We start from the raw sequence: 26,247 nt of genomic DNA on the forward strand, positions 1-26,247 counted from the left end.
GAAAACGCAGAACGTTTCCTTCGTTTAATATTTACCGTATAGAGGGCCAAAAGTCTCGCAAGCCCGGAAATCGGCGCTTTCCTTCTCCATGCCCATCATCGTCCAGGCACTCGGGCGGAAGATATCTGCATCCGGGACATTGTGCATGCATACAGGAATGCGAAGCATCGAGCAGAGGGTAATCATATCGGCACCGATATGCCCATAACTGATCGCCCCGTGGTTGGCTCCCCAGTTTGCCATGACAGAATAGACATCCTTGAACGGACCGTCTTTCCCGTCGATGCGGGGGACGAACCAAGTAGTCGGCCAGGTCTGGTCGGTTCTCTTGTTGATGGTGTCGAATACGTTCTCGGGAACTTCGCAGGTCCAGCCTTCAGCTATCTGCAATACAGGACCCAAGCCCTTTACCGTATTCATGCGGACCATGGTCACCGGCATTCCCCCTTCACTGAGGAAGGTGGAACTGAACCCGCCGCCACGGAAGTATCCACAGTTTGCTGCGCTGAAGCGGGAGTTGTCCAAGGTGTTTGCAACATCTTCGCTGGTAATTTCCCAGAAATGCTTCATTTCGCTTTCGCCTTTGGCATTCTTCATTTTTCCCGCTGCATCGAGGGTTGTAGCCCCGCTGTTGATAAGATGGATGAATCCATCCTTTGCAAGTCCGGTCGGTTTCCAGCCAGTGACCCGTTCGATGGCACTGGGACTCCAATAGGTGCGAACATCGCTGAAGATGGTTGCCCTGTTGGTAAGGAGTTTGCCGAAAAGCATTCCGATACCATTGAGAAAGTCATTCTCGGTAGCCATGACGAAAGGCTCTCTGATTCCATTCCAGTCAAATGAGGTACACAGCATGGTTTCCATGAAATCGCCATTTGGCCAATGGTCTGTCCATTGCCTTTGGCCTTGGAATCCTGCAAACAGGGCATTGTGGCCAAGGCTCTCCTCACCGAAACCGATTTTCTTGAGTTCTTTATTCCCGATCATCAGGTCACGGCCGATCATGGTCATCTTTGTGCAGTATTCCCAGTCTTTCTCCAACTGTTCTTCACTGCGCCGGTATTTCTCTTCGTTGACAGTATCTTTGGGTTGGATACAGTTTTCCTTGACCCATTTGATAGCCTTTTTGAACTCTTCGTGGTCGTAGATTTCCTCGACTATCCTGCGTTCGATCTCACACATGTCAATGGCTTCAGTTCTCATTCCCAGGTAAGACTGCAACAGGTCCTGGTCGACGATGGAGCCAGCAATACCCATGGCACAGCCGCCAATGGACAAGTAACTTTTATCTCTCATTGTGGCAACTGCCAGAGCCGCACGTGCAAAGCGAAGGATTTTCTCAGATACATCTTCAGGAATCGTTGTGTCGCTGTTGTCTTGGACATCGCGGCCATAGATCCCAAAGGCAGGGAGCCCCTTCTGGGTATGGGCAGCCAATACGGCAGCCAGATAGACAGCACCCGGTCGTTCAGTGCCATTAAAACCCCAGACAGCCTTGACGGTCATCGGATTCATGTCAAAGGTTTCTGTTCCGTAGCACCAGCAGGGTGTAACGGTAAGGGTAATGGCAACCCCTTCCTTTTCGAATTTTGCAGCACAGTCGGCACTTTCCCTGACCCCGCCAATGGTGGTGTCGGCGAGTACGCACTCGACTTTGTTGCCATTGGAATAGCGAACATTGTCACTGATGAGTTTTGCTGCTGACTTTGCCATATTCATGGTCTGGACTTCGAGTGATTCCCGAACTCCCCGTTGTCTTCCATCGATTACCGGTCTTATTCCGATTTTAGGAAAGGAGCCTGCATATCGAATTTCTGGTCCGATGGATTTAATATCAGAAACATTTGCCATACTGAACCTCCTTGGTATATCATGTTCTATGTAATCGTTTACATCATTGCCAGTATTACATGTTATCTGTTGATTTGCAACTTGTTTTTTGTAACTGGAAAACTACAAAGGAGAAAAAAATGCTAAAAAACATCCCTTCGATTATCAGTCCTGAACTACTTAAAGTACTTATGGAAATGGGTCATGGTGACGAATTGGTCATCGGTGACGGTAATTTCCCGGCAGCCTCGATGAATGATCGGGTTATCCGGCTGGACGGTCATGGGGTTCCTGAGATTTTTGAGGCTATACTCAAACTATTTCCCCTGGATATCTATTCTGATAATGCTTTTTTGATGGAAAAGGTTCCCGGAGACAAAGTTGAGACCCCTATCTGGAAAGAATACGAAACGTTGGGAAAACAAGGAGACCCGAATTTCAAGGGCTTCCATTTTATCGAACGGTATGCTTTTTACGAGAGGGCAAAGAAAGCCTATGCAATAGTTGCAACAGGCGAAACGGCCTTGTATGCCAATATACTGATCAAGAAAGGCGTTGTAGTTTAAGTGCTTGGTTGATTAGTCCAAATCCTCTTGTATTGCCGCGGGCTCAATTCCATTATGTTGCGAAACTGTCGTGCAAAATAGTTCCCATCGGAAAAACCCGTGGCTTCAGAGATGCCTTCCATGGTCAGGTTGCTGGTCTGGATCAGGGAGCAGGCATATTTTATCCTTCTGCGGATGTGGAACTCTACCGGGGAAAACCCGGTATACAACCGGAAATACCGGTTGAGGGTGCTTGCACTCATATGTGCCTGGTCAGAAAGTTCAGTCAGAGAAAGCGATTTGTTTAGGTTTTTTTCCATGAAAGCAATACAGGTCGCGATTCTCTGGTTGCCATAGGCTTCTGTATAGAGCGGCTTTTCCTTTGACCGTGAGAGCATAACGAGCAACTGCAATAGGTACGCGTAGACCAAAGCAGCTGTACCTTTTCCATATACCATACCTGCATTCTCCAGCTTGATTTTCTCAACCAAAACCAAAGCCTTCTCCAATTGCAAGGGTGAAAGGCAAGGGATGGTTGACGTGTGGGAAGCATCGATAACCAGAGATTTGAACCCAGCGATTTCCGCAAGGTCTACCATGCTAGCCGAGAGAATATTTTTTCCTATCAAAATATTATACAGCACGAGATTATCAACTTCTTCGTACCCATGGAGCACTTTCGGAGGGATCAGGAAGGCGGAACCGCAGCAAACTTTCAGTCTTTCATTTTCTGTGATATTGATTCCCGTACCGGAAATGACAATGACCAGTTCGAAAAACTCATGGCTGTGTAAGGAATAGGGTATTTCAGGTTCCCGTTTTATTACCTTTACATGAATACTCTGACCATGGAAAAAGGTATGTTCCCGTAAAATTCTGTATGACATGATAAAATAGTGCTAGTAAATGATTATTCTGTCAAGGCAGGATTTGTAAACAATGTCAAAATAGAAGTAAATACTATAAATATGAGGGGATGCTCGATGACAGAATATGAAATTGCGAAAAAGGCATATGCCCAATACGGTGTAGACACTGACTCTGTTCTTCAAGAACTTTCCTCAGTCCCAATTTCCATACATTGCTGGCAGGGGGATGATGTCGGGGGTTTTGAAAAACCTGAATCCGTACTTACCGGGGGCGGAATCCAAACAACAGGGAACTATCCAGGTAAGGCAAAAACCATTTCCCAGTTGCGACAGGACCTGGAAAAAGTGTTGACTCTGGTTCCTGGTACCCACCGGCTCAATCTACATGCAAGCTATGGCGAATTTGGAGATGTGTTTATAGACCGGGACCAGATTGAAGAAAAATATTACCAAGGCTGGGTAGACTGGGCTCTGGCAAACGATTTGAAAATTGACTTTAATGGTACGTTTTTCAGTCATCCGCTTGCAGAGGATGGTTTTACCTTGGCAAGCAAGGACGAAACAATTCGCCGGTTCTGGATTGAGCACGAAAAACGTTGCAGGAAGATTGCTGCCTGGATAGGGCGGATACAAAAAAGCCCTTGTATTCTCGACACTTGGATTCCCGATGGAATGAAAAACCTTGCAGTAGATAAATTGGGCTATCGAGCAATCCTCAAGGAATCGCTCGATGAGATTTTTGCAATTGAATATAGCGAAGACGAGATGAGGGATGCGCTGGAAACGAAACTCTTTGGTCTAGGAAGCGAGGCCTTTGTAGTAGGTTCCCATGAGTTCTATATGAACTATGCAGCGCGTAATAAAAAAATGCTCTGCCTTGATATGGGTCATTTTCACACAGAAGAAGATATCTCGGACAAATTATCAGCGATTCTCCTCTTTGATGACGAAATCCTGCTACATGTAAGTCGTCCCATGCATTGGGACAGCGACCATGTCGTACTGTTCAACGATAAGGTAAAGATGGTCAGCGAGGAATTGGTACGCAGCGGTAAGCTTTCCACTTGCCATATAGGGATGGATTTCTTTGATTCCTCGATCAATAGGATCGGAGCCTGGGTAACCGGGGTACGTGCTATGAGGAAAGCCTTGCTGTTTGCCATGCTGGAGCCAATCAACCAGCTTATCCGCTACGAAGAGACCGGAAACGGGTATGCCCAGATGGCATTGCTTGAGCAACAGTCCCTGATGCCCTTTGGGTTTGTCTGGGATGAATTCTGCAAGAGAAACGGGGTACCTGTGGAAAGTGACCTTGTCAAAATTATCACCGAGTATGAAAAAACAGTTTTGGGGGAACGGGAATGAGTCTGGAAACGTTGATAGAAGCTTCCCATTACTACGGTAATGATTCTTCCATGGTACTTCTTGGCGGTGGCAATACCTCCTATAAGGAAGGCAATACCCTGTATGTGAAAGCCTCGGGGTATTCTCTCGGTACGATTGGTCCCCAGGGGTTTGTCAGAATGGACCTTGCAAAAATGCAGGGTATTTGGTCTAAAAGCTACGCCCTAGACGATGCTGAACGGGAAGACCAAGTGCTCAAGGATATGATGGGATGTCGTCTTCCTGGTGAGACAGCCCGTCCCTCGGTCGAGGCCCTTTTACACGCTTTGCTTCCTTTTACCTACGTGGTACACCTCCATCCGGCCCTGGTCAACGGGGTTACCTGTTCGCTCAAGGGTGAGCAGACAATTACAAGGATGTTTCCCTCTTCCCTCTGGCTTGGTTTGATAAAACCAGGATATATCCTTGCCGAAACCGTGAAAAAGGCAATGGCCAGCAGATTGGCCGATAGGGGAGAAACCCCACAGGTTATCTTTTTGCAGAACCATGGGGTTTTTGTAGGGGCCGATAGCCTGGCAGAAGTCCAACGATTGTATGAAGGCATTATCGGGTGTATACAGAAAGAGATAACGCGTTGTCCGGATTTCACTCCGCTTCAAATGGACGGGTTGAAAGTTGAGAAAGTCATAGCTTCCTTGAAGGAGGTCTATCAGGGGACCGTATCGGTTGCCTTGAATAAGGAATTTCAAAAAATCCTTCGTGATGAAAAATCATTTTATCCTGTTTCTTCTGCTTTTACCCCCGATCATATTGTCTATAGCGGATTCAAACCCCTATGGGTCGAGATTCCCAATGAAGAAGCGAACGTTGGCTCAGCTGTCCTGCAGGCCTACGAGCTCTATGGTAGCCAGTATGGATCTGTCCCAAAGATTATCTGCGTCCAGAACCTGGCTGTGTTTGCCTTTGGGGAGAATGCTTTGAAATTGTTTACCGATACGGTAGCGGTCAGTGTCTATAGTGAAAGCTTTGGAGGTCCCTTGTTCATGGATGAGGCAATGATCGATTTCATCAGAACCTGGGAGGTTGAGAAGTATAGAAGCTCAATCGGCTCAAAGTAGGAAGGGTAACGGAGGTTTGCCCTTTTATGATTGCTGTTTAGCCCGGTTATCCCGGGATGTACAGATTATTCCGGAATATCCGGAAAACAGACAAAAGGAGTTTGTAATGAAAAAGACGTTGTTGGTAATGCTCATCGTTGTGATGTCCATGGGAATGATGTTTGCCCAAGGTACAAAAGACCAGGCAGCAGTGAAAGGCGAGAAAGAAATCGTCATCCTTTGCAAAAGCATGGGAAACGGGTTCTTTGATGCAGTTTTCAAGGGTAGTGAAGAAGCTGTAGCCGAGCTTGGTGGAATTAAGACCACCTATATGGCCCCTTCCCAGGCGACTGCTGAAGGCCAGATTGAGATTATCGAATCCTTGATCGCCCAGAGGGTTGACGGTATCGCAATTTCTGCAAACGATGCTGACGCTCTTATCCCTGTAGCCAAGAAAGCCATGGCAGCCGGAATCAAAGTCATTTCCTTCGATTCAGGTATCAATGTAGGTGGACGTATCGTTGACTTGCTGCCTAGCAATGCCGAACTGATCGGACGCCAGCAGATTCAGCTTGCAGCTGACCTTACCGGTATGAAGGGTGATATCGCAGTTCTTTCCGCCTCTGCCCAGGCTACAAACCAGAATCTCTGGATTGACTGGATGAAGGAAGAGATCAAAGATGCCAAGTATTCGAACATGAAGCTTGTCGAAGTTGTCTATGGCGACGATGCCCCGGACAAGAGCTATCGTGAAGCTACTTCCCTCATGAAGAAGTATCCTAATCTCAAAGCAATCATTTGCCCGACCACCGTTGGTCTTCTTGCCACAGCACAGGCTGTCAAGGATGCCGGGATGACCGGTAAGGTTGAAGTTACCGGACTTGGCCTTCCTTCTGAAATGAAAGGCTACATTCTGGATGGTACCTGCCGCAAGATGGCTCTCTGGAATCCCATCGACCTCGGCTATACTTCCACATACATTCTTGCTGCCCTCATGGATGGAACCTCCAAGGGTAGTGTCGGCGAAGTAATTCCTGCCGGCCGCATGAAATCTGTGAAAGTTGAGAAAGACGGACTCATCTACATGAGCACCCCGTATGTATTCAACAAAGACAATATCGAACAGTACGCAGCAATTTTCTAGGTTAAGCCAACTCCCCCCCCTATCACAATGGGGGGGAGTTTTCTGTTTCATGATGCATTTACGGTTGCTAAGGAGGCACAATGCAACAGGCATTGCTTGAGGTTTATAACCTTACTAAGATTTTCCCTGGAATCAGGGCCTTGGACGACGTTCACCTTACCGTACGCAGCGGTGAAGTACATGCCCTTATCGGAGAAAACGGGGCAGGGAAATCTACCCTGGTAAAGATTTTAACCGGAGTGTATACCCCTACGGCCGGAAAACTTGTGTTCGATGGCAAGGAAATTGCTTTCAAAAATGCAATAGAAGCTCAGGAAGCCGGTATCGTAGCAATCCATCAGGAAGCCTCGATGTTCCCGGAGCTCAGTGTTACCGAAAATATTTACATGGGTCACCATCTGAGAAATCCCAAAAACCATAAGCTCGACTGGAAGGCAATGACGGAGAATACACGACAGTTGCTTGCGCAGATGCAATTGGACATAGATCCCGATACTCTGGTGAAAAACCTTAGTGTTGCGAAACGGCATATGGTTGAGATTTCCAAGGCACTTTCACTCGACGCAAAACTGGTAATCATGGATGAACCCACTTCAGCGCTGACAGAGCGTGAGGTTGAGGATTTGTTCAGGATTGTCAGGGATTTGAAAAAGAAGGGTAAAGCGATTCTTTTCATTTCCCATAAATTTGAAGAGATTTTCGAAATCTGTGATTATTTCACGGTTTTACGAGATGGACAATATATCAAGGAAGGTCTCGTTAAAGACAGTAACGAAGACGAAATCATCAACATGATGATTGGTCGCAGCATTGACCAGATGTATCCGCAACATAATCCAAATATCGGGGAAGTGGTACTGAAAGTCTCGAACCTTTCCCAGTTGGGAGCGTTTAAAAATATTAGCTTTGAGTTGCACCGTGGGGAGATCCTTGGCTTTTTTGGCCTGGTAGGGGCTGGCCGCACGGAAGTGGTACGTACGATTTTCGGTATCGACGGGGCAATGGGGGGCACGATGGAAATCGATGGGAAACCCTATGCTCCGCGCAGTCCCCGCGACGCGATGCATTATGGCTTGGCCCTTGTCCCTGAAGACCGTCAGAAGCAGGGACTGGTATTGAAAATGTCCCTTACCCAGAATATATCGCTTCCTGTACTTGATACACTCAGCTGGCGAAAACTGATTACCCGCAAAAAATGTGAAAAAACCTATGTTTTGGAACATGGGAACCAGATGGAGATCAAATCAGCAGGCTATCATGTCGATGCAGATACGCTTTCGGGCGGAAACCAGCAGAAAGTGGTGCTCGCAAAATGGATTGGTACCGATCCCAAAATCCTCATCCTTGATGAACCGACGAAAGGTATCGATGTCGCAACCAAAGCAGCAGTCCATGAATTCGTCTGTGAGATGGCCAGTCGGGGAGTTGCTGTTATTTTGATTTCCTCAGAATTGCCTGAGGTTATAGGTATGGCTGACCGTATACTCGTTATGCATGAAGGTTGCCAGACGGCAATTCTCGCCAATAAAGAAATTACGGCAGAGAACGTTATGCGTTGTGCTATAGGAAATGTCCAAACGGAGGGGTCAAATGCCTAATAGAAGTTTTCAATCAGTTATGAAACAGGCGTTTGCAAGAAGGGAAGCTACCCTGATTGTTCTCTTGGTATTGTTGCTGGTTCCCATCACGATTCGCTCGCCGCATTTTCTATCAGTGAAAAACATCAGTACGATTCTCAATGATATGGCAATTTTGGTAATTGTCTCGATCGGTGAGTTTTATGTAATCCTGTCCAATGGCATTGACCTGTCCGTAGGGTCAGTCATTGCCTTTGCCGGGATGGCCTGTGGCATGCTCAATGAATCGCATCCCGAAATCCCTGCGCCGCTGCTTCTGCTTGTAGGTATGGGAATAGGTGCCATCCTTGGTCTTGTCAATGGGGTTCTTGTTGCCTATGGGAAGATTCCCCCGATAATTACAACGCTGGGAACGGTAAGTATTTACCGTGGGATGACCTTTCTTTTGAGTAAGGGGACATGGGTTACTGCCCATGAAATGTCGAAGTCCTATATTGCTCTTCCCCGCAATACGTTTCTTGGGATATCGGTTTTGCTCTGGATTGCTTTTGCGGTCATAGCCCTTTTCTATTATTTCAGCCGCTATACCCGTACCGGCCGCGAAGTCTATGCAATTGGGGGAAACGCAAACGCTGCAAAGTTTGTCGGAGTAAGTGAAAGCCGCATCCGGTTGGTTGTGTTCTTGGTCAGCGGTACCCTCAGTGGGCTTGCCGGGGCTCTCTGGACTGCCCGCTATGCTTCTGCCGTCAACGAGATGGCAACCGGTTTTGAAATGCAGGCAGTAGCTGCCTGTGTTCTTGGCGGTGTCAATTTCGCAGGTGGAGCTGGTGGAATCATCGGTGTAGCTATGGGAACTTTGTTTCTGGGGGTTGTTACCAATGCCCTTCCGGTCATCTATCTATCAGTGTTCTGGCAGACGTTTGTCCAAGGCTTTATTGTCTTGATTGCCCTTGCCTTGAATACGATGTCCGACCAAAGAAAAACCAGGAAACTGCTTGCGCAGAGAAGAGGGTAACAGAATGAGTGAAGGTAAACAACTTGTAGCAAAAGGACGTTTGATCCAGGAAATGTCCCTCAAAAACCGCTTGATTGAACTGATAACGAAGTGGGAAGTAATCTTGTGCATTCTTCTCGTGGTGGTGGTCGTTTTCTTTTCAAATATGACCCCCTATTTCTGGGATTGGTTCAATTTGATGAACGCTACGTTCCAATTCTCTGAGAAGGCAATCCTGGCATTGCCCATGATATTCATCATAATGTGCGGCGATATCGATATCTCCATTGCTTCCATTGTTGCCCTCAGTGGCTTTGTAGTCGGTACTGCTGCGGAAAAAGGTGTGGGAATTCCATCCTTGCTCCTGCTTTCCCTTCTTGTCGGGACTGTTGCAGGACTGATAAACGGCTTGCTTATTACCGGGCTGGAAATGCCAGCCATCGCAGTGACCCTTGCAACCCAGAGTATCTACAGAGGCATACCTACCGGGGTTTTGGGCGAACATGCCTGTACCCAATATCCCCAGGGCTTTGGTTTTTTCGGTCAGGAATTCATTCCAGGTACTGTCATTCCCTTTGAACTTGTCCTCTATCTGTTTATTGCCGCAATTTTTGCCTTTGTTCTCCATAAGACAACCTATGGACGCAGACTGTATGCTATCGGAAACAGTGCGGAGACAGCCAAATTTTCGGGAATCAATGTAAAACGAATGAGGATTATCAACTTTACCCTGACAGGTTTTTTCTGTGGTCTCGGAGGTTTCCTGCTTGCATCGCGTATCCTTTCGGTCAGATCAAATATTGCAACGGGGTGGGATATGGAAATCATTACCCTTGTTGTCCTTGGCGGGGTTTCGATAACCGGGGGAAGAGGGACTGTCATTGGGGTAATACTCGGTTCTCTTTTAGTCGGTTATCTTAAATTTGGCATGGGCTTATTGAAATTCTCAGGCACCGTGATGACCATCGTCGTAGGATCGTTGCTGATAATCGCTGTATTGCTTCCCAGGCTTTTGGATTTGTATAAGGCCAACAGGAAACTGAGGATGCAGCAGCGCTCATAGCGAAAGGGGTTTGAGATGGACCAAAGACTTGCGTTCGTAATGCACGTAAAACCGGGATTCGAGGAAGAATATCAAAGAAGGCATGCCGCTATCTGGCCTGAGTTGAAAAAATTGCTTTCAAATAGCGGTGTCTTCGACTACTCGATTTTTCTGGATAGAAAGACCTCTCTTCTCTTTGCCTTTCAACAGGTAAAGGGAGATCAGGGGTCCCAGAATCTGGGGTCTGATCCCATTGTCCAGAAATGGTGGGCCTATATGGCAGATATCATGGAGACAAATCCAGATAATTCCCCAGTTACTACGAACTTGGAAGAAGTTTTCCACATGGATTGAACTGCAAACTTCTTTCATTTCTACTTGATTTATCATAGATTTCATAATAGAATCGAAAGGGTTATGAAAGTAAAGTGAAAGTAGGAGTGGTAGAATGGTTGGAATTTCTTCTCGAGAGGAACAGATTCTCGAATTGCTCAGAAGTGGCGAAGAATACCCCGTAAACCGTTTAAGTCAGGTTCTCGGGGTTTCTGCTGTTACTATTCGGGGTGATTTGAGGGACCTTGATGCAAAGGGTCTGGTCGTGCGTTCCCATGGCAGCGTAGTAGCAGCCTCTTGTCCCCAGTCTTCCCGTCGCGACAGCTCAAACACCCAGGAAAAAGAACTCATTGCAAAGGCAGCCGCCTCTTTGGTCCATGACGGCGACTGCATCATGGTTACCAACGGGTCGACCTGCTCCCTTATTGCCCGATATCTTTTTGGGCGCAAGAATGTAAAAATAGTTACCAATTCAACGTTGTTGCTTCCCTATGGCCGTGCAAATACCGGTTTGGATATTACCATTGTCGGCGGAGAGTACCGGCCCCAGGCAGAAGCTTTGGTAGGTCCTGCAGCCATAGCCCAGATCGAAGCCTACCATGTATCGATTACTTTTTTCGGTACTGACGGGATTACCCTTGAGCATGGTTTGACAACAGCACTCATTGAGAATGCACAGGTAGTACAGAGAATGTGCTCACAAGCCACACGACGCGTGCTCTGTGTCGATTCCTCAAAGGTTGGTAACAGGGGTTTTGTAAGAATAATGCCGGTGACCGAGATAGATACCATTGTTACGGACAGCGGTTTTCCAAAAGACCTCGCTTCTCAGCTCGAGGAGCTCGGGGTAGAAGTCATCCTAGCGCAATAGAGAAAAAGGAGATCAACATGGCGCAGCAGATAGTAATGCCAAAGCAAGGAAACTCTGTGGAGTCCTGCATTTTGGTTGAATGGAAAAAGAAAGTAGGGGAAGAGATATCCATCGGGGATATCCTTTGTTCTGCAGAAACTGATAAATCGACCATTGATGTAGAATCTACGGCTGAAGGTACCGTCCTTACCTTGCTGTTTGCAGAAGGTGACGAGATTCCTGTCATGGTTCCCATTGCCGTTGTGGGTGAAAAGGGGGAGCAGGTCGATGCCGCTCTGCTTGAGGCTGCACCATCGATTACAGATGAAAATAAAGAGAGTGTGGCCTCTGTTTCCCTCCCTGCAGAGCCCCAGCCGACCATCCAGCAGGCCGCTACCGTTTCCTTTATCGGGGCAAAGATAAGTCCAAGGGCAAAAAAACTTGCAGCTGAGCAAGGAATTCCTGTACAAGCCTTACAGCCTACAGGGCCAAAGAACCGGATAATCGAACGCGATGTACGCAATGCGATGGGACAGCCGCTCAGTCCTGCGGCAAAGGATGCTGCCCTTGCGGGGAATATCCTTCCTCCGTTGGTGGGAAGCGGTATAGGCGGAAGGGTTCTTTCTTCTGACCTCAATTTTACGAAAGCGGATGTACCAGCCTCAGTTGCCACAACCGCTGTTCCCCAGGAAACGACAAATGCTCCTTTCCCCGGTCCAATAACCACTATTCCGGTCAAAGGAATCAGGAAGGTTACGGCGAAACGGATGATGGAGTCTATGCACGGTACCTGCCAGTTGACCCTCAATGCCTTTGCCGATGCCAGGGCGATGAAGAAACTTCGTTCCGCTTTCAAGGCAAGCAGCGAGGATCTCAATCTGAACGGAATTACCCTCAATGACCTGGTACTCTTTGCCCTTTCGCGGACCCTTCCCCAATTCCCTGCTTTCAATGCACATTTTATGGGAGATTCGATTCTACGGTTCGAGCAAGTACATATCGGTATGGCAACCGATACCCCCCGGGGTCTTTTGGTTCCCGTTATCCGTAATGCCGATAAACTGACACTCAGCGGGATCTCAGACGAAGCAAAGAGACTTGCCTTGAAATGCAAGGACGGTAGTGCAACAACTGACGATCTTACGGGAAGTACCATTACCGTAAGCAATGTAGGTTCTTTTGGCATCGAATCCTTCACCCCGGTACTCAACAAACCTGAGGTAGCAATATTGGGGGTCGGGTGCATTTCGCTCAAAGCAGTGGAAGGAAAAAGCGGTGAGGTGGAATTCATCCCCCATATCGGGCTTTCCCTGACGATGGACCACCAGGCCGTCGACGGGGCCGATGCTGCACGGTTCTTGAAGAAACTGATGGATAATATTGCCTCGATAGACATCTTGTTGGCAAAGTAGGAGGAAGGATACATGGCTCAGTATGATTTGATTGTTGTCGGGAGTGGTCCTGGAGGATATGTAGCAGCAGAACGTGCCGGTTCTCTCGGCAAGAAAGTTTTGCTGATTGAGAGAGACCTTATTGGCGGAGTATGTACCAATTGGGGGTGCATACCGACCAAGAGTCTGCTCAACACCGCAAAACATTATCACCATGCCAAGGACAGTACCTCCTTGGGTGTTCATGCCCAAGAGGTTACCTATTCAATTGAAGAGGCTATGGCGTGGAAGGACGAAACGGTAAAGACGCTTCGCAGCGGTATTGAGTTCCTGATGAAATCGAACAAAGTCGAGGTGGTTATCGGCGAGGCAACTTTTATTGATGAACACCATGTGTCGGTCAACGATACGGTATACGAGGGTGCTTATCTTATTCTTGCCACTGGTTCTTCTCCGTTTGTTCCCCCGATTCCAGGAAGCAAACTCAGCCATGTCGTTACCAGCAATGAAATCTTGAGTGTCTCTGAGATTCCCTCCTCTTTGGTAATCATTGGTGGCGGGGTCATCGGGGTTGAGTTTGCATCCTATTTCTCGATGATCGGCACGAAGGTCACCGTAGTTGAGATGATGGATGAAATCCTTCCTATGATGGATGGGGAATTTGCCAAGTTGATGAGAAGGGAAATGAAAGGTGTCGATTTTCACCTTGGTTGCAAGGTAGGTGAAATTACCGAGAAAGAAGTACGTTATACCGACGCCAAAGGCAACGCGAAGGCTGTCGAAGCCTCCCTTGTCCTTATGAGTGTAGGCAGACGCCCCAACACCGCAGGTTTTGAAAACCTGAAAATCGAGATCGACCGTAAGGGTATTGTGGTAGACGACCGGATGCAGACAAATATTCCCAACATTTACGCGATCGGGGATGTCAACGGACGTTCACTCCTTGCCCATAGTGCCTCAAGGATGGCAGAGGTTGCTGTTTCCAATATGTTTGGAACCACTAAACAGAGGATGCGCTATAACGCAATTCCCTGGGCTGTCTATGGGTACCCGGAAGCTGCCGGCTGCGGGCTTACCGAGGGTGAGGCTGCACGGCAGGGCAAAAAGGTCAAATGTGCAACGGTACAGATGCGTTCCAATGGAAGGTTTCTGGCAGAAATGGGAAAACGAGCCGGGGGCTTGGTAAAGGTTGTCTCCGATGCCCAGACTGGTTGCATCCTTGGCATCCATATACTTGGTCCCTATAGCAGTGAGATTATCTGCTTTGCCTCTGAGGCCGTTGAAGGGGAGATGAGAATCAAAGATGTCAAAGAAATTGTCTTCCCCCATCCCAGCGTATCCGAACTTATCAAGGATGCCTGCTTCGCTATCGACCATACCCTATAAGTAATTGAAACATAAGGAGTTTACTATATGTCCAAAACGATTTCTTTCGACCCGGCAACATTGCGTGAAAAACAAATGGTTTCCACCCCCTCGATACCTGTTAACCAGTATCAGGGAGATATCAAAAAAGAATTGAAGCTGTATGGCAAGGACCGCTTGGTCCGTGTCTATTACGATATGCTCTTGATCAGGAAATTCGAAACCATGCTCGATACCATCAAGAAAGAGGGTGTCTACCAGGGAATCCAGTACAACCATAAGGGGCCGGCCCACCTCTCAGCCGGCCAAGAATCGGCAGCGGTAGGGCAGGCTATGGTTCTGAATCCGGAAGACCAGATTTTCGGTTCGCATCGCAGCCATGGTGAAATCCTGGCAAAATGCCTCTCGGCCATCTGGAAGATGGAAGATGGTGACCTGGTTTCCGTCATGGAAAATTTCATGGGTGGTGAAACCTACAAGGTTGTCGAGAAACATTTTACCGGCAATTCTGTAAGGGATCTCGCAGAGAATTTCGTACTCTACGGTGCCCTTGCCGAAATCTATGCAAAGAAAACAGGGTTCTCCTGTGGCCTTGGCGGTTCCATGCATACCTTTTTCGAGCCGTTCGGGAGTATGCCGAACAATGCAATCGTCGGCGGTTCGTGTACCATTGCCGTAGGTGCTGCGCTCTATAAGAAAATCAACAGGAAAAAAGGTATCGTAATTGCCAACATCGGCGACGGGTCCCTTGCCCGCGGCCCTGTATGGGAAGGTTTGGTGCTTTCCTCCATGGACCAGTACAAGACACTGTGGGAAGAGAACAAGGGCAACCCCCCGTTCATGCTCAATTGCTTTGATAATTTCTATGCGATGGGTGGCCAGCCCGTTGGGGAAACCATGGGCTTCGGCCTTGCGGCCCGCGTTGCCTGCGGTATCAATGCCGAATCGATGCATACCGAACGGGTGGATGGTTTCAACCCGTTGGCTGTTGCCGATGCAACGGGCAGGAAGAAAGCTTTGCTTGAAAAGGGTGAAGGCCCTGCCTTTTTGGATACCATTACCTATCGTTTCAGCGGACACAGTCCTTCCGATGCCATGACCTATCGCAGTAAGGAAGAACTTGAGGCTTTCAAGGCCCAGGACCCGATCGATTCCTATGCAATGTACCTGCTCGATAATAAACTGGTTACCAAAGCAGATCTTGAGGGTTTTGACTCAGTTCTTGAAGAGAAGATGCGAAAGACCCTGGCTATTACCGTAGACCCTGTTCTCAGCCCGATGGTAGGCCCCTCCTTCGTAGAATCAGTCATGTTTTCAAACCAGAGCGTCGAGAAGCTTGACGACAGGGAACCGGAGCTTTTGCAGAAACTTGAGGATAATCCCCGTGTCCAGCAGATTGCCAAGCGTAACCGTTATGCCTATGACGAGAGCGGGAAACCTTTCCCCTCTGCCCGTCTGTATCAGTATCGTGACGCGATATTCGAGGCAATGGTCCATCGGTTTGTCATTGATCCGACCATGATTGCCTACGGAGAGGATCATCGTGACTGGGGTGGGGCATTTGCCTGTTACCGTGGTCTTACCGAATTGCTTCCTCCCTCAAGGTTTTTCAATTCACCGATAGCCGAATCGTCCATCGTCGGAAGCGGGGTAGGCTATGCACTCAGCGGTGGGCGTGCAGTTGTCGAATTGATGTATTGTGATTTCCTTGGTTGTGCAGGTGATGAGGTTTTCAACCAGATGCCCAAGTGGCAGGCCATGAGTGCAGGGGTATTGAAGATGCCGTTGGTCCTCAGGGTGTCGGTTGGAAACAAATACGGTGCCCAGCATTCCCAGGAATGGACAAGTATGGTAGCCTCGGTCCCCGGACTCAAGGCAATGTATCCCTCCACTCCGTATGACGCGAAGGGTATGCTCAACTATGCACTGCGCGGTACCGACCCAGTCGTATTCTTCGAGAGCCAGAAACTCTATGGAATCGGGGAGCAGTTTGTCAAGGAAGGAGTCCCGCAAGGGTATTACGAAATACCGGAAGGAGAACCGTGTATCAAGAGGGAAGGCGATGATGTTACCCTCATTTCCCTCGGACCTTCTCTGTACACTGCAATTGCAGCAGCCGACCGGCTTGAGAAAGATTTTGGCATGAAGGCTGAGGTAATTGACCTGAGATGGATCAACCCACTCAAATATGAGTTGCTGGTTGCCTCCGTTGTAAAGACCGGAAGGGTGGTCTTGGTAACCGATAGCGCCGAACGGGGAAGTTATCTCCATACCGTCGCCTCTAACCTGAATCGCCTTGCCTTCGAATATCTCGATGCCCCGCCGGTTGTCGTCGGCAGTAAAAACTGGATTACCCCGCCTGCCGAGATGGAGGAATATTACTTCGCCCAAGCTGATTCTGTTCTCGATGCCATTCATGAGCAAATCATTCCTCTCAAAGGATATGTTCCTGTACATGCCTATACTGACGGTGAATTTTTCCGAACAAGCCGAGAGGGTGTATAATCTAGCGACAAGGGGTACCTATGGAAATGCAGGACTTGGAACGGGATATCAATAACCCAGATAAAACGATTCGTATGGAAGCGAGTGTAAAGCTTGGTTCCTTGATAGAGAGCAATGATCTCAGACGAACTGCACTGCAAGAAGTGAACAACCATGTGCACACCACGTGGTCGTTCAGCCCTTATGAGCCGGCAGCGGCTGCCTTCAAGGCCTGGAAGGCAGGCCTGGGTATTGTCGGGAGTATTGACCACGACAGTATCGGGGCGGCAACAGAGATGCTTGACAGTGCCCAGAATATCGGGATTGCAAGTACCGTCGGGTTTGAGATCCGGGTGAGCTTCAAGGATACGGTTTTCGCTGACAGGAAAATCAACAACCCGGACTCCGAGGGCTTGGTCTATATGTGTGTCCATGGGGTGCCCCGCCAGAAAATTGGGGAAGTCGAGGCATTTTTGAAACCTGTCCACGCAATCCGCAACAAGCGGAACGAGGCTCAGATTGCAGCTTTGCAGGCGTTGGTAGGGCCCTACGGGTATGACCTTGATTTCAAGCGTGATATCGTACCCCTTTCCAGGTCTGCAGAGGGTGGTTCGATTACCGAGCGGCATATTCTCTATGCAATGGCCCTGCAGACCATAGCTATGTTCAAGAAAGGGGAAAAGCTTGTCAGTTTTGTGAAAAATGACTTGCAGGTTCCTTTGTCACAGAATATCGAAAGCCTGTTGCTGGATACCGATAACCCCCACTATGCCTATGACCTGCTTGGGGTTCTCAAAGGTAATTTTCTCCCGAGATTCTTTATCCAGCCAGAAAAGGCAGAATGTCCCGATGTCAGGCAAGTTGTCTCGTTCGGTACACAAATCGGTGCAATCCCGGCCTATGCATATCTGGGAGATATAGAAAAAAGCGTAACAGGGGACAAGAAGAGCGAGCGGTTCGAGGATGCGTATCTTGTTGAACTCATGGACTTGCTTTCAGATATTGGATTCCCTGCCATAACCTATATGCCTCCCCGAAATACTGTTCAGCAGATGAAGCGGCTGCAAGGATTGGCAAGGGAGAGAGGGATGATGGAGATCAGCGGGGTTGATATCAATAGTTCCCGGCAGAGTTTCAATTGTCCTGAGCTGTTGGGGGAATGCTGCAACCACCTTGTCGATTCTGCCTGGGCCCTTGTTGCCCATGAGAAGCTTTCGACCTGTAACCAAAGTCTGGGATTGTTTTCTGCGGATAACCCACTCTCCTCTCTGTCCCTTGCAGACCGCGTCAAACGGTATGCAGCCATTGGAAGAAGGATGGATGTTCGTCAGCCCCTGGAAATTATACATTTATTCGAATAGGAGAACGTACATGCTTTGTTTTTCAGAAAATATTGCCAGTGAGATCTCTGCGGTAATCCGGGGATTGACCTTTGATGGTGAAAAAGGGCTTTTTGTCCATACCCTTAGCTCTAATAGTGCAGATCTTGTATTAGCACCGGCTAGCTGTGGCACTGAGGTTTCAAAGGTGTCAAAAATATGGCAGGGGCAGTTGCAGGAGTATTGCGACAAGCATAGAGTCTATCCTTCGGTTCTCTCTGTGGAGGGACTGGAGGTCTTTTTGGGGCTTGGGACCAATTATGATGAGGCTGTGCGTGCTGAGGGTGTCTCAGCCATCCCTGCCTTGCCCCCTACCTTTGAGAGAAACGATGTGGTAAGGGATAAGATCGCTTTGGTAACCGGGGGCGCCCAGGGGTTCGGGGAAGGGATCGTGCGTTCCCTTTCCGAGCTGGGTGCATTTGTCTATATCGCCGACATGAACAGTGAAGGCGCAAATCGTTTGGCTGACAGGTTGAATTACGAGGCTTGCATAACGGTGGCAAAGGCTTTGACCGTCAACGTCACCGATGAGGAGTCTGTAAAGGCCATGATGGAGAACGTTGCAAAAGAGACCGGCGGCCTCGATCTTTTTGTCAGTAACGCAGGGGTCTTGAGGGCGGGGTCGGTGAAGACGATGCCCCTGAAGGATTTTCAGTTTGTCACAAGTGTAGACTATACAGGGTTTTTCATCTGCAGCAAATTCGCTTCCAACCTTCTTGCGTTGCAAAACATCCCTTCAGGCAAGTATTTTACAGACCTGGTAGCGATAAGTAGCAAGTCAGGGCTGCAGGGTTCAAATAAAAACGGGGCATACGCCGGGGCAAAATTCGGTACGATTGGATTGACCCAAAGCTTTGCCCTGGAACTGGTTGAGGATAATATCAAGGTGAATGCGGTTTGTCCTGGAAATTTCCTTGATGGGCCTCTCTGGTCAGATCCTGACAAAGGCTTGTTCGTCCAATACCTTGCTACAGGCAAGGTCCCCGGGGCGAAGACTGTTGAAGATGTGAGAAGGTTCTATGAGTCGAAGGTCCCGATGAACCGGGGTTGTAGGACCGAGGATGTTATACGCGCTATCTGCTATATCGTCGAACAGAAATATGAGACAGGCCAGGCTATCCCCGTTACCGGTGGACAGGTCATGCTCAATTAGGAGGAACCGATGAAGACACGTGCCGTACGCTTATATGGGGTCAATGACCTTAGGGTGGAAGAATTTGAGTTGCCACCGATCAAAGAAGATGAAATCCTTGCAAAGGTAATTACCAATAGTATTTGTATGAGTGACCACAAGGCTGCCGAGCAAGGGGCCTCCCATAAACGTGTTCCAGATGATGTAGCGACAAACCCGATTATCCTCGGGCATGAATTCTGTGGAGAAATCGTAGAGGTCGGAAAAAAATGGGCTGGGAAATTCAAGAGCGGAAGCCGTTTTTCCATTCAGCCGGCATTGAACTACCAGGGAACCTTGGATGCCCCAGGCTATTCGTTTAGGTATATCGGGGGTGATGCCACCTACATTGTCATTCCTCACCAGGTGATGGAACTCGATTGCCTGTTACCCTATGAAGGCGATGCCTTCTTTTTGGGGAGCCTTGCCGAACCAGTTTCCTGCATTGTGGGCACATTCCATGCAATGTATCACACGAATGCAGGTTCCTATGTCCATGAGATGGGTATCGTAGAAGGAGGGAACCTTGCTATCATCGCGGGGGTTGGCCCCATGGGTCTTGGTTCGATTGACTACGCCCTGCATGCGGAACGAAAACCAGGTCTTCTGGTCGTAACCGATATTGATGATGCCCGCCTGGCAAGGGCTTCACAACTCTATAGCCCTCAGGAAGCTGCAAAGAACGGGGTGAAACTCGTATATCTCAATACGAAAAACATTGCAGATCCTGTTTCAGCATTGAAGGATCTTACCGGAGGCAAAGGGTATGATGATGTTATGGTAATGGCACCTGTCAGGCCTCTTGTTGAACAGGCTGATGCAATCCTTGCCCAGGATGGATGTCTCAATTTCTTTGCCGGTCCGAACAAGAGCGACTTCAAAGCAGAGCTCAATTTCTATGATGTCCACTATTCCTCTCACCATATTGTCGGAACGAGCGGGGGCAATACTGATGATATGCGGGAATCACTTGCAAAGATGGAGAAGGGGATTTTGAACCCAGCGGTGATGGTTACCCATATCGGGGGGCTTGATGCCGTTCCCCAGTCGGTAATCAATCTTCCTTCCATTCCAGGCGGTAAGAAACTGATGTATACCCACCTGCATCTTCCCTTGGTTGCTATCGCTGATTTTGCAGAGGTCGGAAAGACAGATCCCCTGTATGCAGAGCTTGACCGATTGGTGAAAAAGCATAATGGACTCTGGTCCACGGAAGCTGAAAAATATCTGCTTTCCCAATGTAAGGAAGATTAGGAGAAACGATGAAGAAGCATATCGCAATTGACCTGGGGGCTTCCAATGGACGGGTTATCGTCGGGGACCTGAAAGAATGTACGGTAGTGCATCGGTTCATCACCAACAATGAGTTAGTCCTGGGAGAGCTCCATTGGAATCTCCTTGGACTGTTTTCGGAAATCAAGGTGGGGCTGAAGAAAGCTTTTTCGCTGTATGGTGAAGAAATAGGTTCGATCGGCATCGACACCTGGGGTGTCGATTACGGTCTTCTGGACGCCAGCGGGGCCTTGGTCTCGCTCTGTTACCATTACCGTGATAGCAGGACAGATGGTCTCATCGAAGAAGTGTCAGAAAAGCTGGGAGGCAAGCAGAGGGTGTTCGCTGAAACCGGCATTGCTTTCCAACCTTTCAACACGCTGTATCAACTGGCAGCAATGCAGAGAGACCGCCCAGATGTGTTCAGGGCAGCACGCCATTATCTCTCGGTTCCTGATTTGCTGGCTTACTGGTTGACCGGAGTAATGAAAAACGAGAGGACACACGCCTCTACCACGCAACTCTACAATCCGTTTACCAGGGACTGGGCCTGGGATCTTATTGATGACATGCAGTTTGACCGTACCCTGTTTTGTGAGATTGTAGACAGTGGGACTGTTATTGCTCCCCTGATCGATTCTGTATGCCATGAGGTGGGTTGTGTTTCCACTGTCGTTGTAATCGCTTCTGCGGCCCATGATACGGCCTCTGCGGTCGCGGCAGTGCCTGCAGCCGAGAATGAAGTGCCTCTCTATATCTCAAGTGGTACTTGGTCTCTGTTAGGTGTGGAACTGGACCAGCCGATTGTCAGTGCCAAGGCTATGGAAAGTGGCTTTACCAATGAGATAGCCGCAAATGGGAAAATCCGCTTTTTGAAAAACATCATGGGGATGTGGATTCAACAGGAATGTGTACGGCATTGGGAAAGCGAGGGGGAGTGTATTTCCTGGAAAGAACTGGATGGGCAGACGCTCGATTGCCAGTCCTATGAAGGGTATATAGACCCCAGTGACAATCGGTTTCTCAAACCAAACAGTTTCGGCAATCTGATGGTGGATCGCATCGATGCATGGTGTGTTGAACAGGGGATGCCAAAGCCTGCGAAAAAGGGTGAATACATGGTTGCTATTTACCGTGGCCTTGCCAAAGCCTATGCTCTGTCGATAGGACAACTTGAAGCCATAACCGGTTCTCACTTCACTTCTCTGTACATTATCGGGGGTGGGTGCAAGAACGAGATCCTCGACCAATGGACTGCAAATGAGACAGGATTGACGGTCTATGCAGGTCCTGTGGAAGCAACTGCACTTGGTAATATCGTGGTCCAGATGTTGGCAACCGGAGAGATTGAATCCTTGCAGGAAGGTCGGAAAACAATCCGTGTTACACAGAGCGTTACGTGTTTCAAGCCTTGAGAAACGTATTTTCAAGGGGAAACCTAATTGCTGGGAAAAGGTATGCCTTTTGTAGTATATGAGAGTAATTTACCTGGTTGTTCGTAATGACTCTTTGAATAATGATAGTCTGTAATCTGAATTACATATCTATTAATGCTCTAATATGCTCATATTAGAGCATTGTTTTTAGGTGAGCTTACAAATTCAATTTTCAGTATTTTTTACCGGACTCAGGGGATTTTACTTTGTTGTGTTGTTTTGTAAACGTTTACATTTTTTTGTTGACAAATCAAATTTGGGATGCAAAGATACAACAGTAAGCCAATTTACACAAAGGTTTTTCGTTCCGGGAGGGGAGAGGGAAGCCGGATTCTTCAGTTTGAATTTGCCCGCCAGGGGGCATAACCCTGGAATAACAAAAGGAGTTTTTAGTATGAAAAAGATGGTGGCTATCTTACTGGTGCTCGCTCTTGCCTGCACAGGTGTATTTGCCCAGGGTTCATCGGAATCAGCAAAAGGCAATACCGTAAAAATGGGTGCTTTGATCCGTAACCTGAATGAACAGTTTGTAAAAGACTATGCTGATAACTTGAAAAAGCTCGCAGCAGAGAAAGGCATTGAGTTGAATCTTCAGGATGGACAGGGTGATGTAGCCCGTCAGCTCGACCAGCTTAATACCCTCATTACCCAGGGATATAAGTATTTTGTAATCATCCCCCAGGACACCAGCGTGACTGAGCAGATGGCACAGCAGATCAAGGCTGCCGGCGGTGGCGCTGCATTCTCAAACATTCAGCCGTCCGTCCAGGCCCTGAAAGTCGGAAAGGATTTCTATCTTGCTTCTTCCCCAGAGTTGGTAGCAGGTCAGTATCAGGCACAGATTGTTGATGAATATTTCACCAAATATCCTGCCAAGGCTCCTGGTAAAGTACTCAACACTCTGTATCTCGAAGGTCAGCTCGGACACCCAGCTCAGATCAGCAGGGAAGCCGGATTTGTCGACGAACTCACCAAGCTCGGTTATACCGTAAATTTTGTTGCCAAAGATACAGCTGACTGGTCCCCTGACAAGGCACAGGAAAAGATGGATACCTGGCTTGCAGCCCATAGCGGTAAGTTCAACCTCGTTGTTGCACAGAATGACGGTATGGCACTGGGTGCCGTTGAATCCTTGATCACCAATGGCCTCACCAAGAAAGATGCTTCTGACGGGACTATCCTTACTGTTCCTGTACTTGGTATCGATGCTACCGCAGATGCTCTCAATTCAATGGATCAGAATAAATTGTATGCAACTGTCCTGCAGGATTCCGTTGGTCAGTCAACCACTGCATTCGACCTTGTCTACATCATGGCTACCAAGGGAACCGCCTTTGGTTCGACTGCTTGGGGTTTGAAGCCTGCTTCTGTAGTAATTTCTGAAGCTCCAGCCAATGACGCTGCAGTTATCGGTCAGTGCTACCTTGTACCTTTCAAGCCTATCACCAAAGCCAATTACAAAGACCTGATGTAGTTTCTATTCAATCTCCTGTTGGTGTTCTGCCAACGGGAGATTACCCTTCATGAACGCCGATTTGGCGACAATGCAATTACAGTTTGGAAAGAGGAAAAGAGATGGACAATACATTTGCCCTGGAAATGAGAGAAATTACCAAAGTCTTTCCCGGTGTACGTGCCCTTGATGAGGTTACTTTTAAGGTAAAACCCGGAACGGTACATGCTCTGATGGGCGAGAATGGTGCAGGCAAATCAACGTTGATGAAGTGTTTGTTCGGCATTTACAAAGAAGACCACGGAAATATAATCCTGAACGGAAAAGAATGTCATTTCCAAGGGTCTCACGATGCTTTAAAAAATGGAGTCTCGATGATTCACCAGGAATTATCGAATGTTCCTGAGCGCTCGGTTGCTGAGAATCTCTGGTTGGGCAGAGAACCCTTAAAGAAGAACCATCTCATCGACCACAAGAAAATGAATGCGGATACCGAGGCTTTGTTGCAGCGCCTTGAGATACAGATAAATCCGGCCCAACGGATTGGATCTCTTTCGATATCGATGCAACAGACCTGTGAAATTGCCAAAGCAGTCTCGTATAACGCGTCCATTGTCGTGATGGACGAGCCTACGAGTTCTCTTACCGATAATGAGGTTGAAAGGCTATTCAAGATTATTCGGCAACTTCGATCGCAAGGCGTTTCCATAATTTATATTTCCCATAAGATGGATGAGATTTTTGCCATAGCGGACGAAGTGAGTGTAATGCGTGATGGTAAAATGATCGGTACCTATGACGTTGGGGATATCGATGAATCAAAACTTATCTCTTTGATGGTTGGTCGTGATGCTACGTTGCGATTCCCTGAGAGAAAGGGATCGGTTGGGGAAGTCTGCCTAAAAGTTGAGAATTTAACAGCACTTAACCCCCGTTCTTTCAAAAACATTTCTTTTGAGCTGCATAAAGGCGAGATTCTCGGGATCGGGGGACTTGTCGGGGCTCAGAGAACCGAATTGATGGAAGCTATTTTTGGAGTCAGGGGAATTGCCGAGGGTACGGTCTCCATCCATGGCAATGAGCTTACCCACATGAAACCGAAGACAGCGATCGAGAATGGGATTGGAATGATAACCGAAGACCGGCGAGGAAGTGGAATTTTCCCGCTCATGAATATTTCGACAAATACTTCGATTGCATCCCTTGGTTCTTTTTTGAATAAAGTCCATTTGCTCAGACACAAGGAAATGAATAAGGCTGCCGTTGAATACAATGAAGCACTCAGAACAAAAACCCCGACTATGGAGACGTTGATCCAGAACCTGTCAGGGGGTAATCAGCAGAAGGTGATTATCAGCCGGTGGCTCATGACCTTGCCAGATATCCTCATTATGGATGAACCGACAAGAGGTATCGATGTCGGTGCAAAGTATGAAATCTATACGATAATGAGCCAGCTCGTTGAGCAAGGGAAATCTATTATCATGGTTTCCTCTGAGATGCCTGAGTTGATAGGGATGTCAGACAGGATCATGGTCCTTTGTGCCGGACGGCACACTGGGACGTTGAATAAATGCGACAGTTCGCAAGAAAGTATCATGCGGCTGGCAACTCAGTTCATGTAAGAAAGAAGGGAGATACAGATAACATGGAAGCAAAGAAAGCACTGGGTACTACAAAGAAAGTAGTTAGCCAATATACGACCTGGTTTACGTTTGTCGCACTGCTCTTGGTGCTGTCGATCCTTACCAAGGGTTCTGCCTTGAAATGGAACAGTGTCAGGAATCTCCTGATTGCTGAATCCGTCCGATCGTTTGCCGCCCTTGGTGTCGGTATGATCATTATCACCAAAGGTATAGACCTTTCCATAGGATATGTGGTCTGCCTTACTGCCTCTGTGGCAGCTTCGTTTGCCCAGAATCCGGATTACGCCTCGGCAATCTATGCCGGGCATACCTTCCCGCTTTTTGTCCCGATTCTCGCTGCCTTGGTAGCAGGTGGCTTGTTTGGGCTTTTTAACGGTTGGCTGGTTGCCTATGGTAAACTTCCTCCCTTCATTGCAACCCTGGGTTCAATGTCCATAGCAAAAGGCCTGCAGCTCATTTACACGAGAGCAGCGGTTGTCGGCTCATTGAACCAGAATTTCAAGAGCATCAGCCAGGGCAATATCGGTCCTGTTCCCAATCTCATCCTCTATGTAATCGTTGCAGCGTTCATCGTCTGGGTTTTGCTCAAACATACGCGCCAAGGTACGCATTTCTATGCAATTGGTGGAAATTCCCAGGCAGCTAGGGTTAGTGGTATCAATGTTGAACGCAACTTGATGATGGTATATTTCTATGCAGGCATTCTCTACGGGATGGCAGGAACTTTACTTGCCTCAAGGCTTGGGCTTGCAAATTCACTGACCGCAAACGGGATGGAACTGGATGCAATCGCTGCCGTTACTGTCGGAGGTGTTTCCCAGAACGGTGGGGTCGGCTCCGTGGGTGGTATGATGATCGGTGTCTTTACCATGGGATTGATCAACTATGGGATGTCCTTTCTGGGTGTTGACAGCTATTACCAGCAATTGGTGAAAGGGTTTATCATCATTGCCGCAGTGTATTTTGATATGAAGAAATATGCCAGACGTGGCTAGTTGACGAAACGCAATAGGAGCAGTATATAA

The 26,247-nt window shown here is 48.1% G+C and carries 21 protein-coding genes; 19 read left to right on the plus strand and 2 right to left on the minus strand.

Annotated features, from left to right (window positions below; all coding sequences use genetic code 11):
* Positions 1-24: 24 nt before the first annotated feature.
* The gene (locus tag SPIGRAPES_RS12845) at positions 25-1,851 is read right to left on the minus strand and encodes an L-fucose isomerase (RefSeq protein ID WP_014271178.1); all 1,827 of its coding nucleotides are present in this window, start codon (positions 1,849-1,851) and stop codon (positions 25-27) included.
* A 119-nt stretch (positions 1,852-1,970) separates the two neighbouring features.
* On the opposite strand from SPIGRAPES_RS12845, the gene fucU reads away from it, so the two are divergent.
* On the plus strand, positions 1,971-2,396 hold the full coding sequence (gene fucU, locus SPIGRAPES_RS12850) for an L-fucose mutarotase (RefSeq protein WP_014271179.1): 426 nt from the start codon (positions 1,971-1,973) through the stop codon (positions 2,394-2,396).
* On the opposite strand, the gene SPIGRAPES_RS12855 is transcribed toward fucU, so the two are convergent.
* The gene (locus SPIGRAPES_RS12855) at positions 2,393-3,262 is read right to left on the minus strand and encodes a helix-turn-helix domain-containing protein (RefSeq protein ID WP_014271180.1); all 870 of its coding nucleotides are present in this window, start codon (positions 3,260-3,262) and stop codon (positions 2,393-2,395) included. The two genes, fucU and SPIGRAPES_RS12855, sit on opposite strands and share 4 nt — an antisense overlap.
* Positions 3,263-3,358: 96 nt before the next feature.
* On the opposite strand from SPIGRAPES_RS12855, the gene SPIGRAPES_RS12860 reads away from it, so the two are divergent.
* The 18 genes from SPIGRAPES_RS12860 to SPIGRAPES_RS12945 all read left to right on the plus strand — a co-directional run bounded on the left by SPIGRAPES_RS12860 (position 3,359) and on the right by SPIGRAPES_RS12945 (position 26,217).
* Complete coding sequence (locus tag SPIGRAPES_RS12860; protein WP_014271181.1) at positions 3,359-4,609, plus strand: L-rhamnose isomerase; 1,251 nt, start codon at positions 3,359-3,361, stop codon at positions 4,607-4,609.
* A complete protein-coding gene (locus SPIGRAPES_RS12865) occupies positions 4,606-5,706 on the plus strand; it encodes a class II aldolase/adducin family protein (RefSeq protein WP_014271182.1) in 1,101 nt (366 codons plus the stop codon). Before SPIGRAPES_RS12860 ends, SPIGRAPES_RS12865 begins: the two co-directional genes overlap by 4 nt.
* Positions 5,707-5,812: 106 nt before the next feature.
* Positions 5,813-6,829 carry a rhamnose ABC transporter substrate-binding protein gene (rhaS, locus tag SPIGRAPES_RS12870; protein WP_014271183.1) on the plus strand — a complete coding sequence of 339 codons (1,017 nt, stop codon included), beginning with the start codon at positions 5,813-5,815 and terminating at the stop codon, positions 6,827-6,829.
* An 80-nt stretch (positions 6,830-6,909) separates the two neighbouring features.
* Positions 6,910-8,427 carry a sugar ABC transporter ATP-binding protein gene (locus tag SPIGRAPES_RS12875; RefSeq protein ID WP_014271184.1) on the plus strand — a complete coding sequence of 506 codons (1,518 nt, stop codon included), beginning with the start codon at positions 6,910-6,912 and terminating at the stop codon, positions 8,425-8,427.
* Positions 8,420-9,421, plus strand: a complete 1,002-nt coding sequence (locus SPIGRAPES_RS12880) for an ABC transporter permease (protein WP_014271185.1) — start codon at positions 8,420-8,422, stop codon at positions 9,419-9,421. Before SPIGRAPES_RS12875 ends, SPIGRAPES_RS12880 begins: the two co-directional genes overlap by 8 nt.
* A 4-nt stretch (positions 9,422-9,425) precedes the next feature.
* Positions 9,426-10,463, plus strand: a complete 1,038-nt coding sequence (locus SPIGRAPES_RS12885) for an ABC transporter permease (RefSeq protein WP_014271186.1) — start codon at positions 9,426-9,428, stop codon at positions 10,461-10,463.
* 15 nt (positions 10,464-10,478) lie between these two features.
* Positions 10,479-10,796 (plus strand): L-rhamnose mutarotase, encoded by a 318-nt coding sequence (gene rhaM, locus SPIGRAPES_RS12890; RefSeq protein WP_014271187.1) that lies wholly within the window; start codon positions 10,479-10,481, stop codon positions 10,794-10,796.
* 94 nt (positions 10,797-10,890) lie between these two features.
* On the plus strand, positions 10,891-11,646 hold the full coding sequence (locus SPIGRAPES_RS12895; protein WP_014271188.1) for a DeoR/GlpR family DNA-binding transcription regulator: 756 nt from the start codon (positions 10,891-10,893) through the stop codon (positions 11,644-11,646).
* A 17-nt stretch (positions 11,647-11,663) separates the two neighbouring features.
* Positions 11,664-13,037, plus strand: coding sequence for a dihydrolipoamide acetyltransferase family protein (locus SPIGRAPES_RS12900; RefSeq protein WP_014271189.1), 1,374 nt, complete (start codon positions 11,664-11,666; stop codon positions 13,035-13,037).
* A gap of 12 nt (positions 13,038-13,049) precedes the next feature.
* Entirely contained in the window at positions 13,050-14,402 is a 1,353-nt protein-coding gene (lpdA, locus tag SPIGRAPES_RS12905) for a dihydrolipoyl dehydrogenase (RefSeq protein ID WP_014271190.1), read from the plus strand.
* A gap of 27 nt (positions 14,403-14,429) precedes the next feature.
* Positions 14,430-16,886: an alpha-ketoacid dehydrogenase subunit alpha/beta gene (locus tag SPIGRAPES_RS12910; RefSeq protein WP_014271191.1), complete on the plus strand. Its 2,457-nt coding sequence runs from the start codon at positions 14,430-14,432 to the stop codon at positions 16,884-16,886.
* Positions 16,887-16,906: 20 nt separating this feature from the next.
* Complete coding sequence (locus SPIGRAPES_RS12915) at positions 16,907-18,226, plus strand: hypothetical protein (RefSeq protein WP_014271192.1); 1,320 nt, start codon at positions 16,907-16,909, stop codon at positions 18,224-18,226.
* Positions 18,227-18,236: 10 nt separating this feature from the next.
* On the plus strand, positions 18,237-19,397 hold the full coding sequence (locus SPIGRAPES_RS12920; protein WP_014271193.1) for an SDR family NAD(P)-dependent oxidoreductase: 1,161 nt from the start codon (positions 18,237-18,239) through the stop codon (positions 19,395-19,397).
* A 9-nt stretch (positions 19,398-19,406) separates the two neighbouring features.
* A complete protein-coding gene (locus tag SPIGRAPES_RS12925) occupies positions 19,407-20,669 on the plus strand; it encodes a zinc-binding dehydrogenase (protein WP_014271194.1) in 1,263 nt (420 codons plus the stop codon).
* An 8-nt stretch (positions 20,670-20,677) separates the two neighbouring features.
* On the plus strand, positions 20,678-22,102 hold the full coding sequence (locus SPIGRAPES_RS12930) for a rhamnulokinase (RefSeq protein ID WP_014271195.1): 1,425 nt from the start codon (positions 20,678-20,680) through the stop codon (positions 22,100-22,102).
* A 415-nt stretch (positions 22,103-22,517) separates the two neighbouring features.
* Positions 22,518-23,597 carry a substrate-binding domain-containing protein gene (locus SPIGRAPES_RS12935; protein ID WP_014271196.1) on the plus strand — a complete coding sequence of 360 codons (1,080 nt, stop codon included), beginning with the start codon at positions 22,518-22,520 and terminating at the stop codon, positions 23,595-23,597.
* 101 nt (positions 23,598-23,698) lie between these two features.
* Positions 23,699-25,201: a sugar ABC transporter ATP-binding protein gene (locus tag SPIGRAPES_RS12940; protein WP_014271197.1), complete on the plus strand. Its 1,503-nt coding sequence runs from the start codon at positions 23,699-23,701 to the stop codon at positions 25,199-25,201.
* Between the two features lie 23 nt (positions 25,202-25,224).
* Positions 25,225-26,217 (plus strand): ABC transporter permease, encoded by a 993-nt coding sequence (locus SPIGRAPES_RS12945; protein WP_014271198.1) that lies wholly within the window; start codon positions 25,225-25,227, stop codon positions 26,215-26,217.
* Positions 26,218-26,247: the final 30 nt, after the last annotated feature.

It is taken from the genome of Sphaerochaeta pleomorpha str. Grapes (assembly GCF_000236685.1).
Taxonomy (GTDB): domain Bacteria; phylum Spirochaetota; class Spirochaetia; order Sphaerochaetales; family Sphaerochaetaceae; genus Sphaerochaeta; species Sphaerochaeta pleomorpha.

Bases quoted from the DNA above. Each gene is read 5' to 3' on its own strand.
- SPIGRAPES_RS12845 (WP_014271178.1), bottom strand. From the start codon at position 1,851: ATGGCAAATGTTTCTGATATTAAATCCATCGGACCAGAAATTCGATAT.
- fucU (WP_014271179.1), top strand. From the start codon at position 1,971: ATGCTAAAAAACATCCCTTCGATTATCAGTCCTGAACTACTTAAAGTA.
- SPIGRAPES_RS12855 (WP_014271180.1), bottom strand. From the start codon at position 3,262: ATGTCATACAGAATTTTACGGGAACATACCTTTTTCCATGGTCAGAGT.
- SPIGRAPES_RS12860 (WP_014271181.1), top strand. From the start codon at position 3,359: ATGACAGAATATGAAATTGCGAAAAAGGCATATGCCCAATACGGTGTA.
- SPIGRAPES_RS12865 (WP_014271182.1), top strand. From the start codon at position 4,606: ATGAGTCTGGAAACGTTGATAGAAGCTTCCCATTACTACGGTAATGAT.
- rhaS (WP_014271183.1), top strand. From the start codon at position 5,813: ATGAAAAAGACGTTGTTGGTAATGCTCATCGTTGTGATGTCCATGGGA.
- SPIGRAPES_RS12875 (WP_014271184.1), top strand. From the start codon at position 6,910: ATGCAACAGGCATTGCTTGAGGTTTATAACCTTACTAAGATTTTCCCT.
- SPIGRAPES_RS12880 (WP_014271185.1), top strand. From the start codon at position 8,420: ATGCCTAATAGAAGTTTTCAATCAGTTATGAAACAGGCGTTTGCAAGA.
- SPIGRAPES_RS12885 (WP_014271186.1), top strand. From the start codon at position 9,426: ATGAGTGAAGGTAAACAACTTGTAGCAAAAGGACGTTTGATCCAGGAA.
- rhaM (WP_014271187.1), top strand. From the start codon at position 10,479: ATGGACCAAAGACTTGCGTTCGTAATGCACGTAAAACCGGGATTCGAG.
- SPIGRAPES_RS12895 (WP_014271188.1), top strand. From the start codon at position 10,891: ATGGTTGGAATTTCTTCTCGAGAGGAACAGATTCTCGAATTGCTCAGA.
- SPIGRAPES_RS12900 (WP_014271189.1), top strand. From the start codon at position 11,664: ATGGCGCAGCAGATAGTAATGCCAAAGCAAGGAAACTCTGTGGAGTCC.
- lpdA (WP_014271190.1), top strand. From the start codon at position 13,050: ATGGCTCAGTATGATTTGATTGTTGTCGGGAGTGGTCCTGGAGGATAT.
- SPIGRAPES_RS12910 (WP_014271191.1), top strand. From the start codon at position 14,430: ATGTCCAAAACGATTTCTTTCGACCCGGCAACATTGCGTGAAAAACAA.
- SPIGRAPES_RS12915 (WP_014271192.1), top strand. From the start codon at position 16,907: ATGGAAATGCAGGACTTGGAACGGGATATCAATAACCCAGATAAAACG.
- SPIGRAPES_RS12920 (WP_014271193.1), top strand. From the start codon at position 18,237: ATGCTTTGTTTTTCAGAAAATATTGCCAGTGAGATCTCTGCGGTAATC.
- SPIGRAPES_RS12925 (WP_014271194.1), top strand. From the start codon at position 19,407: ATGAAGACACGTGCCGTACGCTTATATGGGGTCAATGACCTTAGGGTG.
- SPIGRAPES_RS12930 (WP_014271195.1), top strand. From the start codon at position 20,678: ATGAAGAAGCATATCGCAATTGACCTGGGGGCTTCCAATGGACGGGTT.
- SPIGRAPES_RS12935 (WP_014271196.1), top strand. From the start codon at position 22,518: ATGAAAAAGATGGTGGCTATCTTACTGGTGCTCGCTCTTGCCTGCACA.
- SPIGRAPES_RS12940 (WP_014271197.1), top strand. From the start codon at position 23,699: ATGGACAATACATTTGCCCTGGAAATGAGAGAAATTACCAAAGTCTTT.
- SPIGRAPES_RS12945 (WP_014271198.1), top strand. From the start codon at position 25,225: ATGGAAGCAAAGAAAGCACTGGGTACTACAAAGAAAGTAGTTAGCCAA.